General features: G+C 39.3%; 22 protein-coding genes. 4 read left to right on the top strand and 18 right to left on the bottom strand.

The annotated features are described in order from the left end of the window. Window positions 1-296: 296 nt before the first annotated feature. The 4 genes from Q0791_RS13500 to Q0791_RS13485 all read right to left on the bottom strand — a co-directional run bounded on the left by Q0791_RS13500 (window position 297) and on the right by Q0791_RS13485 (window position 7933). On the bottom strand, window positions 297-2939 hold the full coding sequence (locus tag Q0791_RS13500; protein ID WP_299007196.1) for a hypothetical protein: 2643 nt from the start codon (window positions 2937-2939) through the stop codon (window positions 297-299). A 38-nt stretch (window positions 2940-2977) separates the two neighbouring features. Next, a complete protein-coding gene (locus Q0791_RS13495) occupies window positions 2978-3469 on the bottom strand; it encodes a hypothetical protein (RefSeq protein WP_299007193.1) in 492 nt (163 codons plus the stop codon). Between the two features lie 243 nt (window positions 3470-3712). Then, on the bottom strand, window positions 3713-6775 hold the full coding sequence (locus Q0791_RS13490) for an efflux RND transporter permease subunit (protein ID WP_299007191.1): 3063 nt from the start codon (window positions 6773-6775) through the stop codon (window positions 3713-3715). 3 nt (window positions 6776-6778) lie between these two features. After that, the gene (locus Q0791_RS13485) at window positions 6779-7933 is read right to left on the bottom strand and encodes an efflux RND transporter periplasmic adaptor subunit (RefSeq protein ID WP_299007189.1); all 1155 of its coding nucleotides are present in this window, start codon (window positions 7931-7933) and stop codon (window positions 6779-6781) included. A 596-nt stretch (window positions 7934-8529) separates the two neighbouring features. On the opposite strand from Q0791_RS13485, the gene Q0791_RS13480 reads away from it, so the two are divergent. Beyond that, complete coding sequence (locus tag Q0791_RS13480; RefSeq protein WP_299007186.1) at window positions 8530-8784, top strand: hypothetical protein; 255 nt, start codon at window positions 8530-8532, stop codon at window positions 8782-8784. 169 nt (window positions 8785-8953) lie between these two features. On the opposite strand, the gene Q0791_RS13475 is transcribed toward Q0791_RS13480, so the two are convergent. From Q0791_RS13475 to Q0791_RS13425, 11 genes are all read right to left on the bottom strand, one after another. After that, a complete protein-coding gene (locus Q0791_RS13475) occupies window positions 8954-10063 on the bottom strand; it encodes an MFS transporter (protein ID WP_299007184.1) in 1110 nt (369 codons plus the stop codon). Beyond that, entirely contained in the window at window positions 10015-10212 is a 198-nt protein-coding gene (locus tag Q0791_RS13470) for a hypothetical protein (RefSeq protein ID WP_299007182.1), read from the bottom strand. Before Q0791_RS13470 ends, Q0791_RS13475 begins: the two co-directional genes overlap by 49 nt. 201 nt (window positions 10213-10413) lie before the next feature. Next, window positions 10414-11295, bottom strand: coding sequence for an alpha/beta hydrolase (locus Q0791_RS13465; RefSeq protein WP_299007179.1), 882 nt, complete (start codon window positions 11293-11295; stop codon window positions 10414-10416). 31 nt (window positions 11296-11326) lie between these two features. After that, window positions 11327-12115, bottom strand: a complete 789-nt coding sequence (locus Q0791_RS13460; RefSeq protein ID WP_299007177.1) for a helix-turn-helix domain-containing protein — start codon at window positions 12113-12115, stop codon at window positions 11327-11329. A 73-nt stretch (window positions 12116-12188) separates the two neighbouring features. Further along, window positions 12189-12638 carry a carboxymuconolactone decarboxylase family protein gene (locus Q0791_RS13455; protein WP_299007175.1) on the bottom strand — a complete coding sequence of 150 codons (450 nt, stop codon included), beginning with the start codon at window positions 12636-12638 and terminating at the stop codon, window positions 12189-12191. Between the two features lie 329 nt (window positions 12639-12967). Next, on the bottom strand, window positions 12968-13444 hold the full coding sequence (locus Q0791_RS13450) for a DM13 domain-containing protein (protein WP_299007172.1): 477 nt from the start codon (window positions 13442-13444) through the stop codon (window positions 12968-12970). 142 nt (window positions 13445-13586) lie between these two features. Beyond that, window positions 13587-14189: a CAP domain-containing protein gene (locus tag Q0791_RS13445; protein ID WP_299007170.1), complete on the bottom strand. Its 603-nt coding sequence runs from the start codon at window positions 14187-14189 to the stop codon at window positions 13587-13589. A gap of 394 nt (window positions 14190-14583) precedes the next feature. Beyond that, a complete protein-coding gene (locus Q0791_RS13440) occupies window positions 14584-15042 on the bottom strand; it encodes a hypothetical protein (RefSeq protein ID WP_299007168.1) in 459 nt (152 codons plus the stop codon). Window positions 15043-15048: 6 nt separating this feature from the next. Next, complete coding sequence (locus tag Q0791_RS13435) at window positions 15049-15501, bottom strand: hypothetical protein (protein ID WP_299007165.1); 453 nt, start codon at window positions 15499-15501, stop codon at window positions 15049-15051. Window positions 15502-15519: 18 nt separating this feature from the next. Beyond that, window positions 15520-15873, bottom strand: a complete 354-nt coding sequence (locus Q0791_RS13430) for a hypothetical protein (protein WP_299007163.1) — start codon at window positions 15871-15873, stop codon at window positions 15520-15522. A gap of 204 nt (window positions 15874-16077) precedes the next feature. Then, entirely contained in the window at window positions 16078-16431 is a 354-nt protein-coding gene (locus Q0791_RS13425) for a hypothetical protein (RefSeq protein WP_299007161.1), read from the bottom strand. A 461-nt stretch (window positions 16432-16892) separates the two neighbouring features. On the opposite strand from Q0791_RS13425, the gene Q0791_RS13420 reads away from it, so the two are divergent. Both Q0791_RS13420 and Q0791_RS13415 read left to right on the top strand, forming a co-directional pair. Next, window positions 16893-17795, top strand: a complete 903-nt coding sequence (locus Q0791_RS13420) for an alpha/beta hydrolase (RefSeq protein WP_299007159.1) — start codon at window positions 16893-16895, stop codon at window positions 17793-17795. 28 nt (window positions 17796-17823) lie between these two features. Beyond that, the gene (locus Q0791_RS13415) at window positions 17824-18645 is read left to right on the top strand and encodes an alpha/beta hydrolase (RefSeq protein ID WP_299007156.1); all 822 of its coding nucleotides are present in this window, start codon (window positions 17824-17826) and stop codon (window positions 18643-18645) included. On the opposite strand, the gene Q0791_RS13410 is transcribed toward Q0791_RS13415, so the two are convergent. Further along, window positions 18642-19523 (bottom strand): LysR family transcriptional regulator, encoded by an 882-nt coding sequence (locus Q0791_RS13410; RefSeq protein WP_299007154.1) that lies wholly within the window; start codon window positions 19521-19523, stop codon window positions 18642-18644. The genes Q0791_RS13415 and Q0791_RS13410 overlap by 4 nt on opposite strands. A gap of 106 nt (window positions 19524-19629) precedes the next feature. Then, window positions 19630-19935 carry a SpoIIIAC/SpoIIIAD family protein gene (locus Q0791_RS13405; RefSeq protein WP_299007152.1) on the bottom strand — a complete coding sequence of 102 codons (306 nt, stop codon included), beginning with the start codon at window positions 19933-19935 and terminating at the stop codon, window positions 19630-19632. A gap of 379 nt (window positions 19936-20314) precedes the next feature. Between Q0791_RS13405 and Q0791_RS13400 the strand changes: the two genes are divergently transcribed. Beyond that, the gene (locus tag Q0791_RS13400) at window positions 20315-21478 is read left to right on the top strand and encodes an MBL fold metallo-hydrolase (RefSeq protein ID WP_299007149.1); all 1164 of its coding nucleotides are present in this window, start codon (window positions 20315-20317) and stop codon (window positions 21476-21478) included. Between the two features lie 72 nt (window positions 21479-21550). Here Q0791_RS13400 and Q0791_RS13395 read toward each other — a convergent pair whose 3' ends face one another. Then, window positions 21551-22309 carry a hypothetical protein gene (locus tag Q0791_RS13395; protein ID WP_299007146.1) on the bottom strand — a complete coding sequence of 253 codons (759 nt, stop codon included), beginning with the start codon at window positions 22307-22309 and terminating at the stop codon, window positions 21551-21553. Window positions 22310-23075 lie beyond the last annotated feature (766 nt).

Here is a 23075-nt window from a genome sequence, read left to right as displayed (position 1 = left end):
TTGGCAATAAGCGCAAGTATTGAGGTGAAAGTAATTGATGAAAATAAAAAACCACCCCCTTTAAAATATCGAATCAAACGACGGGGTAATGTATTATGAGGTAGTGACAGATTTAAGCCTTATTATCCGTTGCTCCATGCATAAACATTAGGCTTATTATGAGTAATACTGGTTATTTCTAAATAAAGTTATCAATGATCGCTTTTATTACTGCAATAATAATGAACTCGTGACACTAAAGTCAATGACAGAAGAATATGCCCTGATCTCATCAATTAGATCAGGGCATATTCTTTTTAAGGCGCAACAGATGTTTCAAGTAATAGTAAAGAAGGCGCCAGTTTATCCGTGACAGCACGACTATCTTGGCCATAATTATCATCCCATGTGATCAGTTCACCTTCTGCCGTTACTGCTGCAAAAGCACTACCACTGGGATAAATTGTTTCTACATTCATCAATAAATGGGTGACTGCTTGGCTATCCGCACCATTACCACCTCCCCAAGTAGTCACCGTTCCGTCAGTTTTTAGCGCCGCAAAGGCACTTCTGGTTGAAAAAAGGGAGCTGACATTAACCAATTCATCTGCAACCGAGCCACTATCACCACCCGCCCAACTTTTTCCCCAAGAGACAACGGTGCCATCTTCTCTCAATGCGGCAAAAGCATAGGGAGTTGACTGAATATCCTTAATATTAACCAATTCAACATGACTACTATCTCCACCGTCACCGCCTTCTCCCCAAGTGACAACCGAACCGTCTTCTTTCAATGCGGCAAAAGCACGCTGATTTGAAAAAATCGTCTCTACGTTTACCAAATCATCAGTAACATCACTGCTGTCACCACCAGAAAATCGATATCCCCATGTAATAACTTTACCGTCAATTGACATAGCGGCAAAAGCACCATCAGTTGAGAATATTCTGTCTATATTAATCAAATTAGCCGCGACATCACTGCTATCGCCACCAAAAGTATTATTTCCCCATGTCACGACACTTCCGTCTTCCCTTAACGCTGCAAATGCCCTTTCTGTGGAAAACAAAGCTTTAACATTCACCAACTCATCTTCAACATTACTGCTATTTCCACCGTATCCATTTCTTCCCCATGTAATCACTCTCCCATCTGTTTTCAATGCTGCAAACGCATAATCATTGGCATAAAGCTGTGTGACTCCACTACTTATTTTCTCGACAACACTAGTACTGTCACCGCCGTAATTGCTCTCTCCCCATGTAATCACACTACCATCATCTTTTAATGCTGCAAATGCACTTCTAGTGGCAGAAATAAAAGTCACACCACTGGCAATGTCCTCACTCACAGCCGTGCTGTCACCACCTGAATCGCTATAACCCCATGTCACCACTCTACCATCATATTTGAGTACAGCAAATGCCCCTTCTGATGAATAAATGTGTTCCACACCATCAGCAAGTTGATCGGCAACATGACTGCTATCTCCACCATATTCTTTTTGTCCCCATGTCACCACACTACCATCATGAGTAAGTGCCGCAAAGGCAGAATCGACTGAATACACAGTATCAATATTACCATTGAGTTGATTGATAACATGTCGGCTATCTCCGCCGGTATTAATACCCCAGGAAATCAGCTTGCCAGAGGCAGTTTGGGCAGTAAAAGAATATCTATTCATATAAATAGTTTCTACATCAATAAGCTGCTGAGCAACACTATGACTATCTCCACCAAAAGTATTACTTCCCCATGTCACCACTTTGTTATCCTCGGTTAACGCAGCAAAAGCAAAGTCATTGGTATAAATAGTCTTAACTCCCATGGTAAATGGTTCTACTTGAGCAATATTGTCGGTACCATAGTTATAACGCCCCCAAGTAATAACATGATTATCGGCTCTTATTGCAGCAAAAGCGTAATCGGTTGAAAAGATATTCTCTATATTAGTCAGTTGATCCGCGATGTCACTACTATCACCGCCATATTTACTCTCCCCCCAAGTCATAACACTGCCATCGTATTTCAATGCAGCAAAAGCATAATTGGTCGCAAATAGCTTTTTGACATCATAGAGCTGTTCATCAAGACTGTTTCCCCACACAATCACCATACCATCCCTTTTCAATGCCGCAAACGCTTTGCGAGTCACCACGATATTCTCTACGTTAATAAGCTGCTCTTCCACATAACTGCTATTTCCTCCAAAATCATTTTTCCCCCAAGTGACAACGGTGCCATCAACCTTTAATGCAGCAAAAGCGCCCTCATTCGCATATATGCTACTCACACCATTTTGGAGTTGATCCGCAACATTATTGCTGTTCCCTCCAGAAGCGTTTTCTCCCCAAGTAATAACGCTGCCATCGTTTCTAAGCGCAGCAAATGCACCATTAGTTGAAAATAATCCTTCAATATTAGTAAGATAACTCGAAACCCCACTACTATCACCACCAGAATATCCCCATGTCACCACAGTTCCATCATCTTTTAATGCTGCAAAGGCACTCGTGGTTGAAGAGATATGTTTAACGCCACTCATTAATTTATCTTCAACGGCACTACTATCACCGCCAAAAAAATCCTCGCCCCAAGTCACAACACGGCCATCCGTCCTTAGTGCAGCAAAAGCATAATCAGTTGAAGAAATAGTCTCCACCCCCATAGCCAGTTTATCAGCGACTTTACTGCTGTCTCCTCCATATCGACTATCTCCCCATGTCACGACACTGCCATCTTTTTTCAATGCAGCAAAAGCAATCGTGGTCGAATATACATTCACAATATGATTTGGCGTATAAGTGGCATACTGAGGCAACGCAACTTGACCGTATTCATCTTGACCAGACACTTGTAATTGAATGTTAGAAGCAGTATCCACCATTTGCGCTTCAAGCGTTGACAATGTCCCTACTGATAAGCCATCAACCAACCAGTTAAATATCTTTACCAAAAACTCCACTAGTAGGCATATAGCTTAATTGAGTACCATTAAAGGTTACAGAACCTAGTTCTCGATCTTGTCCATTTAAATGGGTAATTTGAAGATTCACCAACTTCTATAACAAGAATGATTTCATCAGCCCTTAAGTCATCATCTGTACTTGTGCTGTCATCTACCTTTAAGCCATCCTCTGCAATTAAGACAACATCAGCAATTGAGCCATCATCAGCACTTAAGTCATCATCAGCACTTAAGTCATCATCAGCACTTAAGTCATCATCAGCACTTGAGTCATCATCAGCACTTAAGTCATCATCAGCACTTAAGTCATCATCAGCACTTGAGCCATCATCAGCACTTAAGTCATCATCAGCACTTGAGCCATCATCAGCACTTGAGGTGATTGCCGTATTCCCATTAACAATGTTAGCCAAATCGGAGTCTCTATCACTCTCTTTGTTATCACCACATGCCATTAACAATGAACTAGATAATATAATGATAAAGTGCAAACAATACTTTCTTAATAAAAGAGACATAACACCCTCATGCATTTGTAACTCAGGTGTTACACATACTAATGGTGTTCATGTATTAATGAGTCAATCTTGAGTATTAATTCACTACAGATAAAATGGCTAGCCTACCATCAATGCTAAACATATCGCGAATTTCACTAGCCGTGGTAACCCCATTATATGAGTAGAGATTGCTCTCCACAAGGTGATGAGACAAACCCCATAAATCGAAATAAACAAGCTGGCAATATCACTATCGCCCCTTTAAGAACAAGATCCATTAACATCCTTTGTGACTTTGATATTGAAAAAAATAGCATAGAGAGTCGGCACCACCAACATAGTAAGCACTGTCGCAAAGCCGAGCCCAGCCATAATGGTAATCGACATATTGACGAAAAACACGTCAGGAAGCAGTGGTATCATCCCTAAAATCGTGGTCGTCGCTGCAAGCACCACAGGTCGTAACCGGCTCATTGATGAGTCAATAATGGCAATAAACGGTGATTTTCCCGAATCAATTTGCTGATCCATTTCATCAATTAAGACAATGGCATTTTTAATCAGTAACCCCACTAAGGATAATGCCCCCAGTATCGACATAAAATCAAAAGCGCCACCTGTTATCAATAATCCTGCTGTGATCCCAATAATCGCTAAAGGCACGGTTAACCAAATAATAAGCGGTTGTCGCAATTGTCCAAACAATAAAATAGAGGTTAATATCATGAGTAAAAAGCCAACAGGCAAAGCCCCCGCTAATCCAGCCTGCGCTTTTTGTGAGTCCTCATACTCTCCTCCCCACGCTAAATGATAACCGGAAGGAAGTGGCATAGCCTCTATTTTGGCTTTTAAACGTTCAAACAACGGCTCTGTTAATTCCCCTTTTGGATTGCAAGAAGCAATAATCGTTTGAATACGATCTCTTCCCCTTAATACCGTATTTTCCCAACGGGTTTGATATTCACTCACCACCTGAGAAGCGGGCACCGTTCTGCCCAATACCGGACTCCACACTTGTACATCACGTAAATTAGCCACATCGCCCCTTTCATTCTCAATCGCCCTTAATTTTATCGGCAACGAGCGATTATTATCACGGTATTGACCCACAGTATTCCCTTCACCAGAATATTGTAAGGCCAAGGCTAATTCTTCACGGGTGATCCCAAGCTGCCTGCCCACTTGTTCATTAAATACCGGAGTAATCACTTTGACTGGATTGCGCCAATCATCTCGAATATCTTTAGCATCATTATCACTGCGCATAATGGCTTGCGCTCGTACTGAGAGTTCTCGTAACACACTCGCATCTGGGCCACTAAATCGCGCTTCAATCTTACCATCACGACCCGGCCCAATACGCAATGCTTTAATAATAGGATCATTAGATAAGGTATTTTCTCTCATAAAGTCTTGCACTTGCTGCCACACTTGTGGAATGACTTCACGTGACTGGGTTTCAACAATAATTTGAGCATAAGCCGAGGCAGGTTCTTTTGAGTCATACACTAAAGTAAAACGTTGATGGGCGCCGCCAATCACAGTACTCGTTTGCAATACTTCAGGTAAATTATCTAAATAGCGACTGATGGTTAATGCGGTATCACGGGTATGTCGAATATCACTCCCCTCAGGTTCCCAGACATCAATAAAAAACAGGGGAGTATTTGACTCAGGGAAAAAACCATTTTTGACATAACCAAAGCCGATGACCGCAGCAACAAACAATACCACCACACCACCCACTGTCACCCAACGATAAGTAATCGCAGCGGTGACTAATTTTCGATAACCTGCAAAAAAAATGCCCTTATAGGGCTCCACTTCTGCGGCGGAGGCATCGCCTTTTTCCATTAACAAGGCACATAATAAAGGGGTGGAGCTAATGGCGGTTATCCAAGATAAAGACAATGAAATGAAAATGACATAAAACAAGGAACCCGCAAACTCTCCTGTCGAATCGGGGGATAAACCAATGGCAGAAAAAGCAAGAATACCAATGGCCGTCCCTCCAAGAAGCGCCCAAATGGTCGATCCCACCGTTTCCGAGGCTGCTTGAATCGCACTAAGCCCTTTTTGCATTCGCACCATCATGCCTTCGGCCACCACAATGGCATTATCCACCAGCATCCCTAAGGCGATCACTAATGCCCCTAAGGAAATACGTTGTAAATCAATCGAAAATAAATTCATGAAAAACAATGTGCCTGCAACGGTGATCAATAACACACTGCCAATAATCAAGCCCACCCTTAACCCCATAAACAGTAACAAGACCACAATCACAATCGCCACTGCTTGCCCAACACTCACAATAAAACCGCTCACCGACTTATCCACTTCCTGAGGTTGGTTATAAATAAGCTTAAAAGACATTCCAATTGGAATAATAGATTGTAGCTCCGCAAAACGCTGACTTAACCGTTTACCCACCTCAACAACATTTTCCCCCGGAAGCATAGACACGCCAATGGCTAACCCCGGCTCTCCATTCACATAGTAAAGTTTATTAGGCACATCATTATAAGAACGGGTAATGTTGGCGATATCTTTAAGATAGAGCAGTTTTTTATTTTTAGCGCTGATCAGCACATCACCGATGGATTGCACCGATTGAAACGTCCCCGTGGGGCTGATCCGCAAGTAATCATTCCCGACACGAATACTGCCCGCATCGATCACTTCATTTTGTGACGCTAAAATACTGGCAATATGTTGCAATGAAATACCCAACTCTGCTAAATGTGAACGTGAAATGGTCACATACACCACTTCTTTTTGTTCACCATCAATCACTATTTTCCTCACACCTGGCACTTGCACCATGTGTTTTTTAACATTATCCGCCGTATCAAAGAGATCCCGCCATGAGTAACCTGCTCCCGTTAAAATACCGTACACTCCATAAACATCACCAAAGTCATCAATCACCGTTGGCGCATGAGCGCCTGCAGGCAAAGACGGCGTCACATCAGCAATTTTACGGCGCAGTTCATCAAAAATATTAGGGAAATCTTTTTGCCTAAATTTATCTTTAAATTCTATCGTAATGTCTGAAAGCCCTGGGCGAGACACCGACATTTTAATCCACTTAACTTGAGGCAATTTCTGAATGGCATCTTCAATGTAATAAGTCACTTCATCTTGAACTTCTTGTGCCGTCGCACCGGGATACAAGGTGATGACTTTTGCTAGCTTAATGGTGAATTCAGGATCTTCTAATCGGCCCATTTTATTGAAAGCCAGCATGCCGCCCACCAGCAATATTAAGATCAACAACCAAGAAATCACTTTATTATTGACTGAATACTTGCCAATGTTCATCCGTTATTCTCCTTGGCCAGTCTGAAGCGGCCTATTTTCTTGACGAGGCACAGCTTGCTCCGATTGCGCCATCCGTGAGACCTTCATTCCCTTAGCTAAATACGTTGCCCCAACAGCAACCACCTCTTCATTGCCGACTAACCCTTGTGTCACTTGTATTTCATTGTGCCGCATTCGGCCAATCGTCACTGACTGAGGGGATACCGTCATAGTATCAGGATCCAAGACCCACACTCGTGATCCTAATACCGGATCGGCCACAACCGCTGAAACTGGCAACCAGAACACCGGATCGGCTTTAGTAAATTTGGAAAAATCTATTACCACATTCACCGTCATTCCCGGTAATACTGTGAAGGCCTTGGGAGAAGGCATAGTAAAACGCACCTGAAACGTTTGCGTATCAGGATCCGCTTTTGTGGCAATTTCTTTGATCTGCAATGGAAAGCGATGCGCTTTTTGCCCATCAAACTCTGCATAAACGGCAATATATCGCTTTCTATCTTCGACTTCGCTGGCCCTCAAACTTCGTACAATCGATTCAGGAATATTAATAACCACATCAAGACTATTCACGCCTTGCAAAGCAAAAATCGCCTGCTTAGCCGCGACTTCCTCGAAATTATCAACAAATCGACGCGCTATTTGTCCAGAAAAAGGCGCTCTTAATTGAGTATAATCTAACTGCTGCTTTGCATTCGCAAGTGCAGCTTTATCTTTTTTGGCGTCAGCCTCCATGCGATCATAATCCATTTTAGAAATATAACCCGAGACAATCAGTTCTTTTGCTCGCTGAAAATTACGCCGCGTTTTATCATAACTCGCTTGTTTCTCTTGTACGCTAATTTTGAAATCTGTGTCATCTAACTTTGCTAACACTTGATTTTTTTCAACAATATCGCCTTCTTTAACGGCAATGTCTGTTAACGTGCCACTGATCCTAAAAGCCAGTTCCGCTTGCTGTGAAGCTTCAACACGCCCAGGAAAGTGGCGAATAGCTCCCGCCTCACTCATTTTTACCGTAAATAATTTAACAGGACGAATAATCGGCGCCGCAGGCTTAGTCTCTTGCTTATGACAAGCTGACAACAACAAAGTCACTATCCCCACTCCTAGCAATAACACTTGCTTTATCGTATCTCTCCCCAGTAAAGGCATGGTTTTTCCTTAACACGTCATTGTTATATTAAGCATAAGCTTAGGCGGATTAATGGAAATATGCTGATTTTTATGAAAAGAGAAGAGTAAAGTCAGCCCATGTTGAATATAAAGTGCTTAATATCAAGTTCAGCGCAACACACTGTATAAATAAACAGTATTTATGTGTTCCCGTCTTTTTACCACTATAACACCTTACCCATTCCCTACTAGACACATTACCTAATAAACAATGTGAAGAGTGAAGATCAAAAGTGATAAATTGATAATACCTTGTTTATAAACATTTATATCTTAAATGTGAAAATTTTCAGCCGCTAGAACTCAATAAAAAAGCACAAAAGTCATTCAACACTAACAAGCATAAAACAACTGTATATAAAAACAGTAGTATTACTGAGTATGGGTTAATGCAAGTAAGCGATATGAACGGCGGCTAATTAAAAATGTGACCAATAGAAGCATGTACAAAAGAGTAAAAAAGCCTAACCAGCTGAAAGGCCGCTCTATTTGACTCATATGAAACTGCTATATTCTTATCATCCTCACCTATACTTATTATTTCTGGGTTAATGTGCCATTTACGTGGAGCTAATATGTATAAGGAATTTAAAGAAAACTTACACAGTGAAAAAGAATCGATGGAAAATTCAGGGATCTCAATCGACAAAAACACGGTTAATGATTATAAGGCTCTATACCATGAGGGTGGCTTTCCTTGCCCTTCATGCTTTATTCGAAAAAGTAAGGCTGTTTTCATGAAATGTACCGCTCACGATTGTGAACAAAGAGTTAAACATGATCTGTTTGAATGCCCTGAATGCCTAGAATTTATCGAAGTCACCCCTTAAAACCGCTCACGTCACAGCATGACGTTTTCAATAATGAGAGGATATCATCCTCTCATTATGCTTTATGCATCCCCGTTCATATAAGTACAAAGCGTGAAGCCTTCATAATGAAAGGCTCACTCCCACAACAATAAAAAAACAACAAACACCCAATTAGCCCTAAGGGGTTTTAATCATTAATGGCTGGTTTGAGTAACACCATGGCAGCCAGACAACTTAATGCCGCAATGCATAATACATAGGCTGGAAGCATGGTATTATGCGTGACATTCATGCCTGCCACCAATAACACAGGGGTGATCCCACTGACAATACCAATTCCCACACTATAAGAAAAACCAATGGCTGAATAACGTACCTTAGATGAAAATAACGAAGCGAGGATCCCAGGTATCGTGGCCCAATTTAACGCTAAAATAATGGCACTAAAAAACAAAGCAATAAAAGACCAATTCATATGATGGTTATAAATCCAAAAAATAGGCACGGCCAATATTAACGTTGAAAAAATATAAGCATACAGTAGCTTCTTCCGTTTAACTTGATAATGATCTGAAACAAAACCAATCAATACACAAACACAACTCGCAAATAAAATGGCCAATGAATTTTTAAGATCGATGTCAGCAATATCATGCTTGATTATTTTAGTTAAGTACGAAGGCAAAAAAATAAAAAACATCACTAAAGGCATTGAACCAAAAGCGGTTAAAATACAAGAAAAAGTTAAAGCGCGTATCTGTTTTTTAAAAACAAAAAAGATAGGTAATTTATGTTCTGCTGACAAATATGCACTAAAGCTAGGTAACTCAACTAACTGTTGACGTAATTTATACGCTATTAAACCAAACACGCCTCCTAATAAGAAAGGCAAACGCCAACCCCAATCAATAAGCTGTTCATTAGTAGAATAATGTGTGAGGAGTGCCATAAAGGCAAACCCCACACCAGTCCCATTCAGTAAGAAGAAAAACACCACACTATTGGAAAAACTCTTATATTGAGGCCAAAACTCACTGATATAGGTAATTGCACCGGGAATTTCCCCTCCGATACATAAACCTTGCAAAATTCGAAACAGGATTAATAAAACCGCAGCAAAGGCACCAATACTTTCATCACTCGGCAATAGCCCAATGGCAAAAGTACTCATTGCCATGATTAAAATAGAATAAGTAAAAGTGATTTTTCGACCATATTTATCACCAAAATGGCCAAACACAATGCCAGCTAAAGGGCGAGCAAGATAACCCACTGCAAACGTTGTAAACGTTGCCAATAATGCTGTAATATTATTTTCAGAAGGAAAAACACTTGCGAAATTTGCGTGGCTAATAATGCAAAAATAACAAAATCAAAAAACTCAAGTAACCCGCCAGTAATGCATAACAAAACAACTTTTGCTCTTTCACTATGACTAAATGGCATAAAGTAGTCCTCATGTCTCCTCAATCACACTATAGCGTGTAAAGATACAATACGCTTAAACAAAAGGTTCAGTCAGCTATTGATAACCTACACAGAACAATCAACCGTGCCCCACTGTCCACCACCGAAAAATATCACAAGCTCTAGATGATAATGACTCTCACTTGTAAAGACATCATCAAATCAGCCTTGTCAAAAAAGTCAATGTTCAAGAGTAAACAAAAAATCATCCACCACCCGATTAAAACGTTTAGAACGTTCCCAAAACATCATATGTTTCCCCATATACACAGCAGTGGCAGACGGCGTGTTAGCTTTGATCCATCGATTGGCGACCGCTTTATTTTCACTGCGCACAACATATAGTAGCGGCACTTTACCCTCTAAAGCCTTAAGATCGTCACTGTAATCTTGATAAAAACCCGTTGCATTGGTGATCGCAGCGACACTACTTGATGTTTGCCGAGCGATATTCGATAGCCAAGCTAGGTTTTCAGCTGTGGGACTTTCCAACATCCATTGGCTAAACTCTCTGATCACACGCTTCCTATTTTCAATGATCCCTTCCGTAAATGAACGTGAATAACCATCGGCATCATCTTTTAAATACCACACCCATTCATCATATGATTGACCTGCAATAGCAGGCCCTGTATCTATCATGATCATGGCTTTAAGTTTTTCAACACCAAACTGGTTTATATAGGCTAATTGCTCTGTCACACCGTATGACCACCCAGCCAAAATAATATTATTCAAGCCAAGTTTTTCAATTAACTGCGCTAAATCTCGCGCATGTTGCTGATAAGTATGACCTTCAACGGGTTTAGATGACTTTCCTTGACCTCGTGGATCGTAAGTCAGTGCTTGGTACCGAGTCGATCCTTTAAAGTGGGCAAGTTGACGCTGAAAAACCGCTGTTGACATCATCCAACCAGGAATAAAAATAATAGTGGTATTGCCACCTCCGGTCTTCTCATAATACAAGGTCAAATCCTGACTAATCATGACTTCCTCTGCCATAACCTCCTTTATGACTAACATCATGGCTATCATGATGAATATTCGTTTTATTAGGTTCATTATTCTCTTCTTCAGTTATTTCACTTAAACGTCACCCTGCAAGCCTTGCTCGCTTGCAATATTCCCTTGGTGTCACGTTAGCAATTTGCGTAAACTCTCGCGTCATATGCGCTTGATCGGTAAAACCCTGATCCATTGCCACATGGGCAAGTGATGCACTAGAGGTATTTTTAAGATAATGCATCGTCTTGTTCACTCTTAATATTCTTTGATAATACTTAGGCGTCATACTCATCCATTTTTGAAATTGCCGCTCAGTTTGCCTTAGGCTCAGAGGGACATATTGAGCCAGCATTCCCAGTGCCACATTCTTATCTATCGCCTTTAACGCGTGTTTCAGTGGATCGGGGAGCACATGTTTAGATTCAATGATTTTGAGTAGCCAGCGGTACAAAGCCGCAATTTGCGCATATTGCCCCACTCTTTTTGCCAGCCGCTCGTACAACTCATAAAGATCAACAATCATGCTATCTTCACAATTAAAAGTTAAATAGGTCGGCTGCTGATACAAAGCGCCCAATAGAGCAAAGCTCACCGCTGGATGAAAGCGTATTCCCATCAATTTAGCCCCAGGTGACAAAGCAATGCATTGCGCTTGTTTACTCACAGGCAGTAATAATACACCGGGCGTGAAAACAGTCTTATTTAGCCTGATCTCACCATTAAAATGAAAAACAATGCCACTACAAGCATCGCAATTAAGCCACCGATGAACAGGTTTAATATTGTCTAATGAAGCCTTAGCTGTCCATAGCGCTTGAACTTCATCAGCCAAGCACCCTTTAGGTTTAAAAAGTGTAAAATCAAGTTCCGGTTTCACGGGATAAATGCTCCATTTTTTGATATTATTGCGCTAATGCTGGGTTGAATTCACTAATACTAGCTCGCTCGAATCAACTGGGCTGATAAACACCCACATCGGGTATAAATACCTTACCAATACGATTCCAACTATTTATCGCATTCACGGCAATAGTCAAATCAACTAAACCTTGTTCCCCCAATACGCTCAAAGCATTTTGATATTGGCCATCGCTCACAGGCGAGTCTGAAATAATCAACTCTGCCCAGCCTAACGCACTTTTCTCTAAATCAGAATAAAACGGCATCTCTCGCCAAGCTGTTAATCCATAAAGTCGCTCTACACTTTCTCCTTGACTCAGTGCATCTTTGCTATGCATCTCAATACAGTAAGCACATTGATTAATTTGAGAGACTCTCAACTTCACCAGTTCCCAAAGGGCCACTTTATCTTTAAATGCTTGACCAAGATATTCCTCCTGTGCCAATAATACTTCCATCGCTTTTGGCGCAGCCGTAAAATAATTTATTCTTTGACCCATGTTACGCTTCCTTCTTCAAGATTGCCTAATGCTTTAATATAAACTTAGCGGATCAGTATTTATTGAAGAAATTCGACACCGTCATAAAGGGATCTAAAACGAGATAAAAAATCGATGACAAAGGACTAAGATTAAGACTAAGACAAAAGAAAAATGAGTGCCATTTAAATGGCAAGTTAGCAAGGTTAAGCAGATGTTCATCTATTCGCATTTTAACCACATTAGAATGTAGGTAGCGATTTATTATTGGAACAGCAAGATTTACAATGGCTGTTAATTTGCCTCAGTCAAAGTGGAAGTTTAAGCATTCAGCTATAGCATAAACATGATCAACGGTATTTTGCTGAGGTAATAAACTCGCCAAACGCCTCACACCAAATAATAAGACTATTATATTGAGACAAGTCAATATTAGGTGGTACTTTCACTACAAAGTTATTAAAGGTTCGAACATCCCCCACACTTATCATTCTGGCCTTCAAGCGATTAAAGTCGTCTTCCGTTTCAACAAATGTAGGTGAAAGATAAAGCATATAGTTGGGCCCTGGAGCAAGTGTCCCCTTTAAGGTAATAAATGATGGACTAAGAAAAACCTGTCCTTCCCCCCAATGAAGTAAATCACTGCCCTTAAGGTTTTTTTTAAACTCAGTCCTGTATTGCGCGTTAGCGGAAATAACAGCAAGCTCTTCGGCAGCAGGAGCAGTAGGCGCCGTTAGAATAGGCAATGCATAAATTCCCACTAAAAAACCAACACCTCCCACGAATAAATGTGTCACAATGAGCACTATGGACATTCTTATTTTCATTCACTCACCTCCTGTAAGCTTCTCCAAATCTACATCACCACAGTCAATATTAGAAAGTCTTGTCTTTTAACTAACGCAAAAAACCAACGGCCCAAATACAAAATACATTCTCTTTTATCTTAACAGCTTACACAATTCATCATTAACGCGCTTTAGCAAAAACTTGTGTCCAATAATAATGGTAACTCGCATCGCTATTGGCACTACAGGCTAAACCCATTTCCGTCACATTTTCACTCATAATATTCTTGCAATGCCCAGCACTGGCCATCCACCCATTCACAACAGACTCTACCGTGCTCTGGCCTGCAGCAATATTTTCTGCCACATAAGACCAAGTGTAGCCTTGATCTGTCACTCGAGTCCCAATGGTGCTTCCATCAAGTCCCGTATGGCTGAAAAAGTCATAATTGGCCATATTATTTGAGTGCGATTGAGCAGCAGATGTTAATAACCCACTCCAAGTTAATTCATCCACTGGACCATAAAGTTCATTGCCACACATTTGTGCCTGTTTACGTTTTTCGTTAATCAAAGCCAACACGGTTTTCAGATCATCAGTGCAGCTCATTTGGTTATAGTTGACATCTGCGCCACTGTCTTCGCCGACGTAAGCATCGGCGCCTCCATTATTTCCACTATTATCATCAACTTCATTAGAGATTTGATTACCACTCGCTCCTTCATCACTATTACAGCCAGCGATCATACTCAAACAAAATAACCCCACCAACCCATAACGCATACGGCCATCCCACTACTGTTAATCAAAATGCGCCTTATAGTAACAAAAGTTTTAAATTTTCAAAGTTGTGTGCTAAAAATTTACATAAAAAAGATTTTTATAATCAACCTATTATTTAAATTTTGGTCAGCTTTAGTTCAGTTTGAGCTCAGTTAAAGAGCAACTTCACATCGAATGATGTATTTTATATTCTAGGCTGCATACACAAAAGTAACTGACTGGTATTTAAAGACATAAAATAATGGGAAGATAAAAAACTGAATAATGAAGAAATGTCATAAACCGTACCTTAGCAGATATATCACTAACAATTATCAGCTATATCAAAAGCAGAAATAGCGTATTAAACTCACTTCACTAAAACGAGTACCTAAAACAAGGACTCACCCTCTTATCATTCATTAGAAAAAATAAAGAAATTACCTGTATTTTGTCTAATATCAGGTTTAGTCACTCCTTTATCCTGACTGTAAATATAGTGACCTAAACCATCTTCCAAACATATAAACACTAGATTGAAATCTGAAAATACCGTTTCTTTTTGTTTTATTGTGCTACTAATGAGCCCTACTTCAGGTGAAAGAACCTGATATTGATAGGGTCCAGAATATGTCTCTGCTGTTTCTAGTATGGTAACGCTGAGTGTTGAGCGGGTAAAGCTAAATACTTGTAAATGTCCTGCGTGTGGATTTAAGAGTGTATATTGACCATCAATTTCTAATAAAATTCGTGAGTTGATTAGTGTATTCGGTACTGTACAATCTTGTGCAGCTGAATAAAAAGTCATAAAAGAGCCTAAAAAAACTAAAATGTGACTAAAAAAGAATGGCCTATTTTTGATGAATATTGTCATTTTAAACTATTCCTCTGGAAAAGGAGACTGTATAACATAAGAGCCAATATCCTGTCTTAAATCAGGTTTGATAGTGCCTTTGCGTTGACTAAAAATAAATTTACCTTCCAAACTTGTTTTACAAACGAATAAGTCTTTATAAATAGCTTGCTCTGGCCCCTGAGTTAATATGACAGAAATTAAACCTATGCCTTTAGCCAGCTTAACATATTGATAAGTTCCCTGATTGGTTTTACCTGTTGTCATATTCATATCTTGAATATGTGTTTCAGTAAAAGTCAGTGATCTTAAATAACTGGTTTCAGCCGTTGTGGAATTATGCATACTATTAATTTGCAATATAATGCGTATATTAGTTAAATTATCAGGAAAATCACAGTGTTGAATACCGGCATAAGCAGGCAATGTCAATAATGTATGACTTAAAAAGAGCCAATATATAGCGTTATATTTTTTCATCCGTGTTATCCATTGTGATTATTCAATCACATAAACTCCAGTATTCTGCCTGACATTAGGTTTTATCGCACCTTGTGATTGGCTAAAAATAAAATATCCAACCCGTTGGGTTTCACAAACAAGGCTGATGGAATATATGGTGAGTGTTTGTGCCTTACCATAAGTAAAATTAATGCGAGTAAGTTGGGGATCAAAGTATTCATATTCATAAACACCTGAAAAAACTTCTTTAGTGTTAAGAATAGTGACCATAAAGGTGTTGTTATCAGAATGGAATTTATATTGATGCACGGTATCAGCTAAAGGGTTAGTTGGTGTGTAAATACCGTCTACACGCAGTAACATCACAAGATCATCCAATTTTTTCGGCAATTGACAGTCACTTGCGTAACTGAAATCGAGTTTAATCAGGTACAAAAAAAATATAAATACTAATTTCTTCATAACAGTATACCGATTACAGTAAAGGGGGTTTTATTTATCATCGTTATCACTTAATAACCCTATAATGAATACATCTATGAACAAATGTGTTGATTTGAGTATAGTTTATTGATTTTCATTAACCCTTATTTTTTAAAGATTCAGGATCACATAACTGCCTATATTTTGTTTAATATTAGGAGGCCTAGGACCAATCATCTGACTATAAATATAAAAACCTGAGCCATTGCTATTACATGAAAAAGCAATGCTGTAACGGATGATTTCATTACCGAGTATTTGTCTTGCCGTTAGCTTAGCCAGACCTTTCCCTAAGTGAATATAATAATATTCCCCTATAAATTGGTAATCATTTTTAATACTTTCTATTTCAAAGGTATGCTTTTTGAAATTAGTTCTAATGAGATCCATTGGATCGGGATCGAAATGACCAAACTCCTCACTAAAAGAAAATAAAAACTGTAAGCCATCTAATGTCTTAGGCATATCACATGGTTTTCCTGTTGAATAAAAGCTAGTCATGCATAACATAAAAAACAAGTATTTTTTCATGAAATAACAGTCTTTATAAAGTGGTTTTATTCTGTTTTAAGTGTAGCTGATTATGTCGAGAGCCTAGGTGATTTATGTAAGATAGTTCTGATTAAAATACCATTTTATTCTTTAAAGCTCATCTGCCTCGTAAAATGATTAGCGATAAGCAGTAGCAACGAATTCATTCACGCTTTCAGAGTTTGACTTTTTGAGCCTCAAAAAAGTATACCCACTACTTTATTATGCCAATCAATAGACTGAAATGAATGACCAACATTATTAAGTATATCTTAATAATTATTTTAAACAAAATGGGTTTTTCACTCTAGTGCCTCATCATAAAATAGCTCAACACTTTGAGTTGGCCTGACCTGAATGTGCCATCTAAAAATAATGCACTAGGAGAATAAATCATGATTGAACATAAGCAAGCAATGCTCGACTATCAACTTAACCCCACCCTTTGGACACCTCGTATCACACCGAATGAATGTATTCCCGCTCATATCACATTTTGCGAAAGTCACAGCAAAGCATACAAGGAAAGCCTAAAGGATAATGAGTTATATTCTATCCCCTATTCCTATCGTGGAATGAAAGAAAATATTGACGTTTTCAGGCCCAATCACATTCCCAATAACGCCACCATCATTGTTTATATTCATGGTGGCTGGTGGCAGTGGTTTTCAAAAGACATGTTCTCGTACATTGCCAAGCCCTTTAATCATGCTGGTGCTGCCGTGTATATTCCAGCCTACACTTTGGCACAAAATTGGACTAATGACGATCCTATGGGATCCATAGCCAAACAGCTTGAATATGCCATGCTTGAAATATTTAAAGAAGCAGAAAAAAAGGGGGCGAAAAAAATCGTCCTAGTAGGCCACTCCGCAGGCGGGCAACTCGTCAGCTTACTGCGAAATATTGATTGGCAAAGCCAATATGGTGTTTCTAAAGCAGTGGTTAATTTACTCTCTAGCGCATTTTCTCTTGCAGGGCTGTTTGATTTAACGGAATTAGTGAATAGTTACATCAATGATGAAATAGGCATGACTCAAGAACAAGCGCAATCGGTCAGCCCCTTGCTGCATTCAAAAGCATCTGATGATAGGGATCTTCCTCCCCTCTATTTAGTGCTACCGGAATATGATACCGCCGAATTTTTTCGACAAACCAAGGAATACCAACAACGACTCATTAAGCAAAATGAACAATGTCGAATGAAAGTTCTGGACGGCAAAGATCATGTCAGCATGATAGAGTCTTTAATCGATACCAATGATGAGTTATTCCAGTATATTTTGAAGCGACTATAAAAGAAGAACGATAAAAGAAGACATTCACATGAAGCAAAATTATGATGAGCAATTTGATCTAAAGAAAATTTATCGCTCTCGCCCTTATTATTTAGCCATTAATCGCTTACAGAGCTATATCACATGCAAGCACCTGCAATGCGATCTTGATGTTCCTTACGGAAACACAAGAGGGCAAAAATTGGATATTTTTGCTGCACCGTCTGCCAACGCCCCTGTTTTTGTCTTCATACATGGTGGCTATTTTAAAGCACTCGATAAAAAAGACTATCGCTTTATCGCCGCCAATTTAGTCAAAAAAGGCTACACGACAGTACTGCTAAATTATGATCTCGCCCCTAAAGTCACCATCTTGGAAATCATACAACAAGTCTTCAAGGCGTTTTCTTGGATCTTGACCAATATCAGTCAATGGAATGGCAACATTAATCAAATCACTTTATGTGGCCATTCTGTCGGGGCATTTCTTGCGTGCAAAATTCTTGAACAAGATAGATTCAATCACCACTCTTTTTCTATTGAGAAAACGTTATTGCTAAGTGGCTTATATGATTTGGGGCCTATGAAGTATTCTTATTTAAACACAGATTTGCAAATATCGAATGAGGATGTCAAGACGCTCAGCCCCATCTACGCTCATTTAATACTCAGCAGCCGTATTCTGATCTGCGTTGGAAAAGATGAAACGGCAGAGTTTATTCGCCAATCATCATGTTACTCAAAGCAGTTAGCTGATGATGGAAAAGAGAATCATCTGCTTATACTGCCTCAAACAAACCATTACCGTATGATGAGGTATTTAGCGGGTTCTAACAATGCAATCATAAACTTTCTTAGTAGTGATCATTAATCAAGCCTAGTTTTAAATTCGGCTTTGAGCATCGAAACAAAGTTTTTGACTTTTAAAGGTGCTCTTCGTTCATATTGATGAACCGCATAAACAGGCACAGGAAATAAATCACATAATTTATGTAAAGCGCCTTGATGAAGATGCTCTCTGGCTGCCACATCAGGCAGCAAACCGACACCAGCACCGGATACGGTAAAACTTAAAACGTCATATACTGTATTACAAGTGTATCTTGGCGTGATTTTTATCCTGTCTTTACCGGGCCCAGTATAAATAATCGGAGAACCTTGCCAGCCACTGGCAATATGATCCCAATTTTCAAGCTGAGAAAATGATATTGGTATGCCACCTTTGCCAGTAACATAATCCCTGCTGGCATATAAGCCTTTTGTCAACACGCCCACTTTGGTCATTCGAGCAGAGGCGCTACTGGGTTCTCCTATTCTGATTGAAAGATCAATCTGCTTTTCTACAATGTCGATGGGATTATCATCCGTTACCAATTTTATTGATAAATCGGGATAAATGTCACAATAGCGTGTTAACGTCGGTACAATGAGCGATCGACTCAAAATATGTGGAGCTGTGATAGAAAATAATCCAGAAGGCTCACTTTCAATATTTTGCAGCTTAGTTTTTGCTGACTGATAAACATCTTGCATTTGACGACAATACGAAATGGCATGCACGCCTGCATCCGTTAATGACAAAGAGCGAGTCGTTCGATAAAACAAGCGACAATTAAGATCTTTCTCCAATCGGTTTACAGCTTGACTGACTGCCGAGGTCGTCCGTCCTAGCTTTTCAGCCGCAGCAGTAAAACTTTGTGCCTCGGCGACTTCAAGAAACGTCATCATATCTAACGGATTAGGCGACATAGCAATACACTCTTAATACAACACAATGTGAAGTGATTATACTTTTCTCCGTTTTTATGTATATAAATTTAATAATAGAGTCATCAATATAAATTTAGCTACTCTGTTATATGGGGCGTAACTTGAGAAAAAGCCCTTTTACCAGTGTCATTATGGCGACAAATACCAATATGAATGTGGCAAGTTCAATATACCAAGCTTGCTCATCTTGCCCCAAAAAGGAGATAAATTCGAAATAACCTAAGCCCGCAGCCATACCAGCGATAACACTCAAGAGCGATATGATCTTATTGGCTTTCATTGAAAATGCAGACTGCTTGCCACATTTTGCGCATAAATAAGGCCTCCATTTCGTCATCAGCATAAAACGAAATGGGTTAGCGATATTCTGACAATGAGGACAGCGTGTCATGATAGACGCCATAAACATGATTGATTTATTCCCTTAAACTCGCGCTTTTTTTTACTAACATGCCAACCAGATTAACTTTCTCGCTCTGAATAAAAAGCTCTGAATAAAAAGTTCTGAACAAAAGTTGGCATGACTCAAGAAGACACATAATAACCTTATCTAATTATCTAAGGTACTGTTTTAAAGTCATTAAACCAATGCTACCAAAGTATGACAAAATAATAAGACATTATTTTTAGTCAATCACTTTAGATGTCTTGGGTACTTCAACATTTTTACTATACTCAAAGAATAAACAGAACTTAAGTAAGACTGCACAGGCATCAGATCAATGGCAGCACACTAATTAGTATGATATTAAGAGTATGATATTAAGAGTATGATATTAAAAATTTTCATTTATATTGCCACTATTATCGCTGTCATCACTCTCGCCACTATCGCCTATAGCCATTTTCTGTTGAGCAAAGGGACAAATCAGCTTATGCCACACGCTTCCAACACAAAAACACTCAGTACTGAGACTCAGGCCATCACGCAAACTGTTTTTTATGAAAACACACATCATAATCTCGATGGAAGCTTTAGCAATACAGATAAAACCCTCGCTAAAAGTGCATCTATTTATTCCGTGTTATTTCGTTTTGTCACTCAAAGTAAAAAACATAGCACTCCAACTCATCCTATTCCCATCCATTCACTCAGCACAAACCAGCTTAACCAATTACAGACTGATACTGTGATACGCTTAGGCCATTCTAGTATTTTCATACAACTCAATGGTCAAAAATGGCTAATTGATCCTGTATTTAGCGACAGAGCATCCCCTTTGAGCTTTATCGGCCCCAAACGCTTTCATCAACCACCTATCACACTAGATCTGCTTCCTCCACTGGATGGAATACTCATTTCACATAACCATTACGATCATTTAGATAAAGCCAGTATTAAAGCATTAATCCATAAAACTCCCCTGTTTGTTGTCCCCATTGGAGTTAATCAAACATTAAGCCAGTGGCAAGTTCCTCGTCAAAAAATAGTGACCTTAGATTGGTGGCAATCGGTTAAGCTAAATGGTTTAGAGATCACTGCGACCCCAGCACAACATTTTTCAGGACGAGGCTTATTTGATAAAAATAAGTCATTGTGGGCCTCTTATGTGATCTCCTCACCCAAAACAAGGCTTTTTTTTAGTGGTGATTCCGGTTATTTCGATGGTTTTAAGCGCATAGGTGACCATTACGGCCCCTTTGATATGACATTAATTGAAGTCGGCGCTTATGATCAACAATGGCCCAATAATCACATGACACCGGAACAAAGCTTGCAGGCCCATATTGATCTCAAAGGTGCCGCGTTACTGCCAATACATAATGGCACCTTTAATCTTGCCTTTCACCCTTGGTATGAACCCTTTGAGCGTATCACCACGCTTGCAGAAAAAGCGGACATCCCTATACTCACTCCCATTATGGGGCAAGTATTAACAGTCAATGATTTACCCCAAACTCACCCTTGGTGGCGGGACGTTCAATCACCATAATCCCCTAGCTCTTGTAAAAGGTTGCAAAAGCTTGCAACCTTTTACAAAAAACAATCAATAAAAAACAGGCATTTATATCATATTGTTGATCGGTGCAACAACTTGCCATTCATCATCGATATTCACAGCATCAAAAACCGGCGCATCCCCCGTTACATATAAAGTACAAGGCCTTTCTTTATCCGTTGAAGTCCCATACTTTTCATCAAATTGCTTTTTATCTGCTTCATCATTGAGATGGTACACTTTACCAAACTGACCATCTATCACTATACTGCCTTTTTCATGATGAATAAAATTCATCGCATGGGAAAAATCTTGATCTTTTACCGGAACATAAATAATGGCTCTGCTACCCGCTTGCACCTTGTCCGATAATACAGTAGACATCACATCCTCTTTTGCCACACCAAAGGACTGCTTATTCTTAACGTCTTGACTTAACGCCCCTTCACTGGTTTCCTTCACAACAAAAAAAGTGTCAAAATCGTTTTTAACCAGCGAATTCAAATTCAATTCAACCGCTTTACTACAATAAACACAATTTCGATTTAACGCCGCTTGCCAATCCATTAAGAAATTCAACGCATTTTTGACCATGCCAATATTTTGATTGGGATTACAATTGGCTGCCACATATTCAATCGCATCAATACTGCTTTTTTTCGCTTGATTTTCAAATTCAGCCGCTAAATCTTGCTGCTCAATAATACCATCAGTAAAACCTTTGGTATCTTGGATCCTATTGCTTGAAGTGTCTAATTCTAAATCTGATGCAAAATCATCAAAGTCATCAAAATCAACTTGCTTACTCATTACTGCTGACAACATTATTAGCCCCTAGTGACTTTCTAACTGTAATAAAAAGCGAAGTATTTCAGTTTTACCTGTCTATGGCTTCTAAAAAAAGACAATGATGTCAGAAAATACATTTTATGCATTAATCGTTATAGCGATTTGTTCGTTTTCTATCATGTCGTTTTCTATCATGTCGTTTTTTCCATGCCAAAGTATCGCAATATACTTTGCTGGAACCTATCCACTCGCCACACATTATTTTTTGGATCAATGCATCAAGCTTCACCATCTGCCCTATAGATTCAGGAGCATGGCACAGCAAGTCTCTCAACTGCTTTGGTTAAGTACTTTGGGGATTTTGAAAATCTAAGTGGCATTTAATTCGTTATTCATCATCTCCTTTTGAAAGATGTTTTCTTATATTGTGAGCCAACATAACACTTACCATTCATACTTAATAAACTGTTTTTAAATCAGTTTAACCAACTCGACTAAAGTCGCCATTCGTTAATTAACAAATATGTTCACCACGTTAAAATAAAACATATCCACTCTTGGTTTTACTCCCTCTTTGGCTACCCAACTAATATTAATAGGATAACCACTCTCTAACTTGAAACTGCTGAGTTCAACATTAGATTTATTTTCAATTGTTTACTGGCAAATAATCACGAATATCTTGGTTATTTTATAAGCCATCAAAGGACTAATGTAGATCCAATATAGTAATGTCACATTTCCCCAATTTAGAGATGTCACATTTTGGTATGCTGGGAGCAAATAATCCGGTGTATTAGAT

Origin of the sequence: uncultured Shewanella sp., assembly GCF_947495455.1 — a bacterium.
Lineage (GTDB): Bacteria > Pseudomonadota > Gammaproteobacteria > Enterobacterales > Shewanellaceae > Shewanella.
The sequence above is the reverse complement of the archived record's forward strand: the minus strand, read 5'-3'. Positions and strand labels throughout refer to the sequence as shown.

Bases quoted from the DNA above. Each gene is read 5' to 3' on its own strand.
- Q0791_RS13495 (WP_299007193.1), bottom strand. From the start codon at position 3,469: ATGTCTCTTTTATTAAGAAAGTATTGTTTGCACTTTATCATTATATTA.
- Q0791_RS13490 (WP_299007191.1), bottom strand. From the start codon at position 6,775: ATGAACATTGGCAAGTATTCAGTCAATAATAAAGTGATTTCTTGGTTG.
- Q0791_RS13485 (WP_299007189.1), bottom strand. From the start codon at position 7,933: ATGCCTTTACTGGGGAGAGATACGATAAAGCAAGTGTTATTGCTAGGA.
- Q0791_RS13480 (WP_299007186.1), top strand. From the start codon at position 8,530: ATGTATAAGGAATTTAAAGAAAACTTACACAGTGAAAAAGAATCGATG.
- Q0791_RS13470 (WP_299007182.1), bottom strand. From the start codon at position 10,212: ATGCCATTTAGTCATAGTGAAAGAGCAAAAGTTGTTTTGTTATGCATT.
- Q0791_RS13465 (WP_299007179.1), bottom strand. From the start codon at position 11,295: ATGAACCTAATAAAACGAATATTCATCATGATAGCCATGATGTTAGTC.
- Q0791_RS13455 (WP_299007175.1), bottom strand. From the start codon at position 12,638: ATGGGTCAAAGAATAAATTATTTTACGGCTGCGCCAAAAGCGATGGAA.
- Q0791_RS13450 (WP_299007172.1), bottom strand. From the start codon at position 13,444: ATGAAAATAAGAATGTCCATAGTGCTCATTGTGACACATTTATTCGTG.
- Q0791_RS13445 (WP_299007170.1), bottom strand. From the start codon at position 14,189: ATGCGTTATGGGTTGGTGGGGTTATTTTGTTTGAGTATGATCGCTGGC.
- Q0791_RS13440 (WP_299007168.1), bottom strand. From the start codon at position 15,042: ATGACAATATTCATCAAAAATAGGCCATTCTTTTTTAGTCACATTTTA.
- Q0791_RS13435 (WP_299007165.1), bottom strand. From the start codon at position 15,501: ATGAAAAAATATAACGCTATATATTGGCTCTTTTTAAGTCATACATTA.
- Q0791_RS13425 (WP_299007161.1), bottom strand. From the start codon at position 16,431: ATGCCTAAGACATTAGATGGCTTACAGTTTTTATTTTCTTTTAGTGAG.
- Q0791_RS13420 (WP_299007159.1), top strand. From the start codon at position 16,893: ATGATTGAACATAAGCAAGCAATGCTCGACTATCAACTTAACCCCACC.
- Q0791_RS13415 (WP_299007156.1), top strand. From the start codon at position 17,824: ATGAAGCAAAATTATGATGAGCAATTTGATCTAAAGAAAATTTATCGC.
- Q0791_RS13410 (WP_299007154.1), bottom strand. From the start codon at position 19,523: ATGTCGCCTAATCCGTTAGATATGATGACGTTTCTTGAAGTCGCCGAG.
- Q0791_RS13405 (WP_299007152.1), bottom strand. From the start codon at position 19,935: ATGACACGCTGTCCTCATTGTCAGAATATCGCTAACCCATTTCGTTTT.
- Q0791_RS13400 (WP_299007149.1), top strand. From the start codon at position 20,315: ATGATATTAAAAATTTTCATTTATATTGCCACTATTATCGCTGTCATC.
- Q0791_RS13395 (WP_299007146.1), bottom strand. From the start codon at position 22,309: ATGTTGTCAGCAGTAATGAGTAAGCAAGTTGATTTTGATGACTTTGAT.